The 6979-nt window shown below is 65.2% G+C and carries 7 protein-coding genes; 4 read left to right on the top strand and 3 right to left on the bottom strand.

All coding sequences use genetic code 11. The annotated features are described in order from the left end of the window. The 3 genes from AB3X43_RS13150 to AB3X43_RS13160 form a co-directional block, all read right to left on the bottom strand. The coding region (locus tag AB3X43_RS13150) for a uracil-DNA glycosylase family protein (protein ID WP_473965121.1) at window positions 1-201 on the bottom strand (201 nt) is incomplete at its 3' end. Next, a complete protein-coding gene (locus AB3X43_RS13155) occupies window positions 198-1022 on the bottom strand; it encodes a TatD family hydrolase (protein WP_369430308.1) in 825 nt (274 codons plus the stop codon). The genes AB3X43_RS13155 and AB3X43_RS13150, both read right to left, overlap by 4 nt. A 43-nt stretch (window positions 1023-1065) precedes the next feature. After that, window positions 1066-2772: an HDOD domain-containing protein gene (locus tag AB3X43_RS13160; protein WP_369430309.1), complete on the bottom strand. Its 1707-nt coding sequence runs from the start codon at window positions 2770-2772 to the stop codon at window positions 1066-1068. 214 nt (window positions 2773-2986) lie between these two features. Between AB3X43_RS13160 and trxA the strand changes: the two genes are divergently transcribed. The 4 genes from trxA to AB3X43_RS13180 all read left to right on the top strand — a co-directional run. After that, window positions 2987-3316: a thioredoxin gene (gene trxA, locus AB3X43_RS13165; RefSeq protein ID WP_369430310.1), complete on the top strand. Its 330-nt coding sequence runs from the start codon at window positions 2987-2989 to the stop codon at window positions 3314-3316. Between the two features lie 265 nt (window positions 3317-3581). Continuing rightward, complete coding sequence (gene rho / locus AB3X43_RS13170; RefSeq protein WP_179635754.1) at window positions 3582-4844, top strand: transcription termination factor Rho; 1263 nt, start codon at window positions 3582-3584, stop codon at window positions 4842-4844. A gap of 101 nt (window positions 4845-4945) precedes the next feature. After that, window positions 4946-5203: a type B 50S ribosomal protein L31 gene (locus tag AB3X43_RS13175; RefSeq protein WP_179635755.1), complete on the top strand. Its 258-nt coding sequence runs from the start codon at window positions 4946-4948 to the stop codon at window positions 5201-5203. 145 nt (window positions 5204-5348) lie between these two features. Then, a partial coding sequence (locus tag AB3X43_RS13180; protein ID WP_369430312.1) for a hypothetical protein occupies window positions 5349-6979 on the top strand: 1631 nt, incomplete at its 3' end.

Genomic DNA, 6979 nt, shown 5'->3' on the forward strand with positions numbered 1-6979 from the left:
GCGCACCACGTCGAGCCGCTCCGCATACGGCAGGCGGCGCAGATCGACCGACCACAGCGCCGACAGGATCGGCCAGAACTGGTTGCGCGGGTGGCCGTAGTACTGCTGCTGCACCAGCGAGGCCACGCCCGGAAAACTGCCCAGCACCATCAGCCGCGTGGTCGGCGAGACCACGGGCGGGAAGCCCGTCAGGCGCGTCATGCCGGCAACCACGGCGCCAGGCGCGGCAAGGCGGCGCAGGCGTTGGCGGTCGTGGTGGCCGCGGTCTCTTCCAGCGTCCAGCCACGCAGCGCAGCCAGCGTCTCGGCGATGCGGGGCAGCTCGGCGGGTTCGTTGCGGCTGCCCAGACCTTGCGCGCGCTCGTCGGCGGTGCGGTAGAGCCAGTGCGGCGGGATATCGGGTGCGTCGGTCTCCAGCACGAGGGCCTCGGCGGGCAGGATCTGCGCGAGCCTGCGGATCTGCGAGGCGCGCTCGAAGGTCATCGCCCCGCCGAAGCCGAGCCGGAATCCCAGGTCGATGAACATCTGCGCCTGCTGCTCGCTGCCGTTGAAGGCATGGGCGATGCCACCGCGCACGCCAGCGCGGCGCAGGTGCTTGAGCAACGCATCGGCAGATCGGCGCACATGGAGGATCACCGGGAGGTCCATGCGGCGGGCCAGGGCGAGCTGTGCCGCATAGAAACGCTCCTGGGTCGCCCAGTCCAGACCTGGCACGAAGCCATCCAGACCGATCTCGCCAACGGCGACCAGGCGCTCGTCGCCACGGTGCTGGTGCAGCGCCCGGGCGAGCTGGTCCAGGGCATCGGCCGGCTGGCGGTGCACATAGAGCGGATGCAGGCCCAGCGCATAGACCTGCCCGGTGGCATGGGCCAGCGTGCGCACACCCTCGAAATGTGCGGCCTCCACCGCAGGAATCACCAGCAGTGCCACGCCGGCTGCGCGCGCGCGGTCGCACACGGCGCGGCGATCGGCGTCGAATTCCGGGGCGTCGAGATGGCAGTGCGAATCGATCCAGAGGGGCATGCGGAGCGCCGTCGATGACAGGTCCGCGGGTCCAGATCGGTGATCAGTCCGTCGCGGAAGGGTTCAAATGGCGTGAGAGCTTATCGCGTGCCTGGCGCATCGCACCACGCACCTGCTCGGTTTCCAGTGCCAGCGCCGTGTGATAGCGACCCAGCACCGTGGTCAATGCTGCCGGCTGGGCAGGCTGCGGCAGCTCCGTCAGTGCCACGATCTCATTGGCACAACTGGCGACCAGCTTGATCCAGCCAGCCGGTGTCGTCGGGCTGATGATCCGCCGGTCGAGCGGTATCGGCTTGACCCGCTGGCGCAGCGAATCGGTCAGTCCCCACAGACGCAAGAACGCCAACGCCAAGCCGGGCAGGTCGACACCGAGGACCGCCAGCGTTGCGGTTTCTTCGCTGATCGGCTGCCCGCTGCCGACATCGCCAGCAGCTTTCAGACGCGCGATCTGCTGAAGCTCGTCCGGGAAATGGTACGCAGCCAGCAACGTGCCGAGATGCTGGAATTGCGCAGCCAGCATGGCAGCCTCTGCGTCCATGCCCGCCGGTGCCAGGCACTCGGCCAGATGACCCGCCAGAAGCGCGCGATTCATCGCCGCTTCGAAGGCACGCACGCTGACCGGTTTGAGCGTGCCGGGCCACGGCTTCATGCCACCCGCGACGCGGCGCAAGCCGTTCGTCCCCATGAGTTGCATGGCGCGATTGACGGTGATGACCGCCTCGTCGACGCTCACGGCGGAGGCTTCTGCCGAGTTCGCGGCACGCAGCAGCCCGAGGCTCAAACCGATGTCCTCCAGCAGGACATCGACCACCGTGTCCAACCGCTGCTGCTCCATGCCAATGATCTGCGTGACCCGATTGACCAGCATCGGACGGGCCGGCAAGTGCCCGCCACGGCGGATGCGCTCGGCCAGGACCGCGTCGAAGCCATCGCCGTCCAGCAACTGGGTCTGATGCCAGTTGCCGAGGACACGCTCGAAACTGCGGGCATGCAGGAAGCGCCGCTGAGGATGCAGGTCGATCGCCCGGTTGATGATCAGGCGCAGCGAGTCCGGCACCGGCTGCGGCACCGGGATCGGCAGACGCAGGTCGATGGTGTTCATCTGCCCGAGCAGCGTGGGCATGTCGGCCTCGCCAGCAGGCGGCCGGCCCATCAGCCAGTGCTGCATCAGCAAGCCACAGGCGGCGATCTCTCGTGACAGCAAGTGGCCGAGCCCGGGCGGCGACGGGGCGGAGGACACTGACGCATTGCGGGCTGTGGCCAGCGCGACACCCAGGCCACAGCCCCACAGGCGCAGCCGTCCCGTCGCATCCAGCATCAGGGTGTGGAGGGCGAGATCGCCGTGGACCATGCCTGCCTCGTGGACATAGGACAGGCCGTCCAGCACGTCGTGTCCACGGCGCACGACATCATCGAGACTGAGCACCGTCGGTGCCACCGACGGTGCTTCCAGGTCGGAGGGTTCGGCGTCGCAGACCACATACGGAAACCGGTCCACGCAGCCGACCTTGCGCACAGGCACCAGACGGGGATGGACCAGCCGGGCCGCACGCTGCGCGTCCTCGACACAGCGTTCACGCACGACCTGGGAGGTCACCGGATAAGTCGAGGCCAGCAGACGCACAGGCTGCCCGGTGTGGATGTCAGTTGCCAGCCAAGCGATGGTGAGCGAACTGCGCCCGAGCATGCGCAACAGCGCGAAATCAGCAAAGGTACGCAGCACAGGTGCTGCTGATACAGCGTCGGTCATGGCGAGATTGGAGCCGCCGGATCGCCACGGCAAGCGATGAAAAAGACCATCAATACCGCCCTGTATCAGCCTTGCATCCATCTGTACGCTATCAAGCGGATAGCCATTTACTCCGGGCAATCCAAGCGGACTCCACCACGTTCATGCCAAAATCCTCGTCATATCGCCACCTGCTGAAAATCCTTCAGCCATTTCCCTTTCCGACGGAACCCACATGAGCAGCCCCCTCATCAAAAACATCTCCGACTCCACGTTCGAATCGGAAGTGATCCAGTCAGACACGCCGGTTCTGGTTGATTTCTGGGCCGAATGGTGCGGCCCCTGCAAGCAGATGGCGCCGGGTCTGGACCGTGTTGCCGAAGAGCTGGGCAGCCAGATCAAGATCGTCAAGCTCGACGTCGATGGCAACCAGGCCACTGCGGGCAAGTTCGGCATCCGCGGCATCCCGACGCTGATGGTCTTCAAGGGTGGCCAGCCTGTCGCCACGAAGGTGGGCGCCCTGGCGTTTCCCCAGTTGAAGAGCTTCGTCGAATCTCATCTATAATTCGTTCCAGCGGCGCTTACCGACTGTGTTGGTGCCGTTTGCGAATGCCACTGCGCGCCAGTTGTCGAAGAGACAGTTGCACTGACTCTGAAGCGCGCGCAGCGTCGGCTCCCTACTCCCCGCATTGATCGTCCCGGACCCCATCGCCTGATTGCCCACCCGGCATTCATGGGATGTTCATCCCGAGCAGCGACGGAGCCAGGTCCCGACCACCCCCGGTCTGTCCGGCTGGCACCGATCAGACCTGCTTTCAGGGTCCGCCCCTATGCATCTTTCCGAACTCAAGGCTCAACACATCTCGGCGCTCATCCAGATGGCAGAGTCGCTGGAGATCGAGTCCGCCAGTCGCCTGCGCAAGCAGGAACTGATGTTCGCGATCATGAAAAAACGCGCCCGTCAGGGCGAGCAGATTTTCGGCGACGGCGTGCTGGAAGTCCTTCCGGATGGTTTCGGCTTTCTGCGTTCGCCGGACACGAGTTTTCTCGCCTCCACCGACGACATCTATCTGTCGCCGAGCCAGATTCGCCGCTTCAATCTCCACACCGGCGACATGATCGAAGGCGAAGTGCGGGTGCCGAAAGACGGCGAACGCTACTTCGCCTTGGTGAAGGTCGATCGCGTCAACGAACTGACGCCCGAGGAGAGCAAGAACAAGATCATGTTCGAGAATCTGACCCCGCTGTTCCCGAAGGAGCAGTTCCGGTTGGAGCGCGACATCAAGGGTGAGGAGAACATCACCAGTCGCATCATCGATCTGATCGCACCTATCGGCAAAGGGCAGCGCGCCCTGATCGTCTCTCCGCCCAAGAGCGGCAAGACGGTCATGATGCAGCACCTCGCCCACGCACTGGTCGCCAACCATCCCGAGGTCCACCTCATCGTCCTGCTGGTCGACGAGCGTCCCGAGGAAGTGACCGAGATGCAGCGCACCGTGCGCGGCGAGGTCATCAGCTCGACCTTCGACGAGCCGGCCGCCCGCCATGTGCAGGTCGCCGAGATGGTGATCGAGCGCGCCAAGCGACTGGTCGAACTGCGCAAGGACGTGATCATCCTGCTGGACTCCATCACCCGACTGGCCCGCGCGTACAACAACGTGCTGCCGTCGTCGGGCAAGGTACTGACCGGCGGCGTGGACGCCAATGCGCTGCAGCGCCCCAAGCGCTTCTTCGGTGCGGCCCGCAACGTCGAGGAAGGTGGCTCGCTCACCATCATCGGCACCGCGCTGGTCGATACCGGCAGCCGCATGGACGAGGTGATCTACGAGGAATTCAAGGGCACCGGCAACTGCGAGATCCACCTGGACCGCCGCATGGCCGAGAAGCGTGTCTACCCGTCGATCCTGCTCAACAAGTCCGGCACGCGCCGCGAGGAGCTGCTGCTCAAGCCGGAAATCCTGCAGAAGAGCTGGATCCTGCGCAAACTGCTCTACCCGATGGACGAGATCGAGGCGATGGAGTTCATCCTCGGCAAGATGAAGGCCACGAAGAGCAACATCGACTTCTTCGACATGATGCGGCGCGGCGGCTGAGTCAGTTCACGACTGCGCACGCTATAATCTTTGTTTTTCCGCTGTCGGAAAGTGCATCTGCATGGTGCAGAGTGGCTCCCGGCACACAGCGAGGACTCCCCATGAAAGACGGCATCCACCCGAATTACCGCGACGTCTGCTTCGTCGACCTGTCCAACGGTTTCCAGTTCGTGACCCGCTCGTGCGCTCCGGCCCGCGAAAAGATCACCCTGGAAGACGGCCGCGAACTGCCGCTGTTCAAGCTGGAAACCACCAGCGAAACGCACCCGTTCTACACCGGCACGCAGAAGAGCATCGACAGCCTGGGCGGCCGTGTCGAGAAGTTCCGCAACAAGTTCAAGGTCGGCATCAAGAAGTAATCTTGCCACCTGGAACGACGCACATCGCGTGCGCAAGAAAAGGCAGCCCAGGCTGCCTTTTTTTTTGCTGCAAGCAGGTGCGAACCTTCGATTCTTCCTCGCCTAACGCCATTCCGTGTCTGCGCATTCCCCCAATCCAGCCCTCGTGACCCAGCGCGCCGTACAGCGCCTGCCACGCCTTGCGCTGCTGTTGCTCTGTGCAGCCTATGTGCTGCCAGGCGTCTTCGGGCGCGACCCATGGAAAAACGCAGACATCACCGCCTATGGCTACATGACCAGCCTGCTGCGAGGCGAGGCTTCCTGGCTGCATCCGACCATTGCAGGCTGGGGCAGCACGGAGGGCGGCGTGCTGCCCTACTGGATCGGTGCCGCCTTCATGAAGGCTCTGACGCCCTGGATCGATCCGGCACTGGCAGCGCGTCTGCCATTTGCCCTGCTGTTGACGGCCACGCTGGCGCTGGTCTGGTACGCCACGCTGCATCTGGCCCGCACGGAAGCCGCGCAGCCCCTGGCGTTTGCCTTTGGCGGTGAAGCACATCCCGTGGACTACGCCCGCGCCATGGCCGACGGTGCCGTGCTGGCGCTGATGGCAAGCCTTGGCCTGTTGCAGCTTGGCCATGAAACCACACCCGAACTGGTGCAACTGGCCGCCACTGCCCTGCTGCTCTATGCCTTGGCCGCCAGTCCGTATCGCATCGGCACGAGCCGTGCCGCAGCGCTGGCAGCCCTGATCGGCCTCGCCGCCAGTGGCGCAGCAACCACCGGATTGCTGATGGGCCTGGCAAGCGCGCTGGTCTGCTGGCGATCCAGCTACGCAGCGTCCCGCAAGCTGGTGCCGTGGCTGCTCGGAGCCTGCGCGCTGGCCGGCGGCATCGGAACGCTGCTGGGCGCCTGGGTATGGCGAGTGATGCCAGCCGGAGACTGGCTCGCACTGCCAAAGCTGCTCGTGTGGTTCACCTGGCCGGTGTGGCCACTGGCCACCTGGACACTGTGGCGCTGGCGGCGCCAGTTGCTCAAGCGCCACCTGTCGATTCCGCTGGTGATCGTGCTGGTGGGCCTGCTGGTGAGTGCCTCCATGGGCGCATCCGACCGCGCCCTCATGCTGTCGCTGCCAGCATTGGCCGTGTTGGGGGCGTTCGCGCTGCCGACCTTGCAGCGCAGCGTCAGCGCAGCCATCGACTGGTTCTCGGTGTTCTTCTTCACGCTCAGCGCGCTGGCCATCTGGGTGATCTACGTCGCGATGCACACCGGCGTTCCAGCACAGCCAGCAGCCAATGTCGCCCGCCTGGCGCCGGAGTTCGTGCCACGGTTCAGCCTGCTTGCGCTGGGCATCGCGCTGGCGGGCACGGTCGCCTGGCTGGCGCTCGTGCGGTGGCGCACCGGGCACCACCGCCACGCGCTCTGGAAAAGCATGGTGTTGCCGGCGGGTGGTGTCGCATTGAGCTGGTTGCTGCTGATGACGCTCTGGCTGCCGTTGCTGGACCATGCACGCAGTTACCGCCCGCTGGTGCAGCGACTGGCCACCCATCTCCCGGCCACCGGCTGTGTGGCGACACAGAATGTCGCGCGCAGCCAGCTCGCTGCGCTGGAGGTGCACGGGACGTGGCGCCTGTCGCTCGACCCGCGTGCCACCGATTGCCCATGGCTGCTGATGGGCCACAAGGAACGCATCGACACCCCCGAAGCCCTTCAGCAGACGCCCGCGATGCCGGGATGGACCCTGGTCGCCCGCGAGCGACGCCCGGCCGACCGGGATGAAGTCATGCTGGTCTATCG

It is taken from the genome of Sphaerotilus sp., assembly GCF_041083715.1.
Classification (GTDB): Bacteria; Pseudomonadota; Gammaproteobacteria; order Burkholderiales; family Burkholderiaceae_C; genus Sphaerotilus.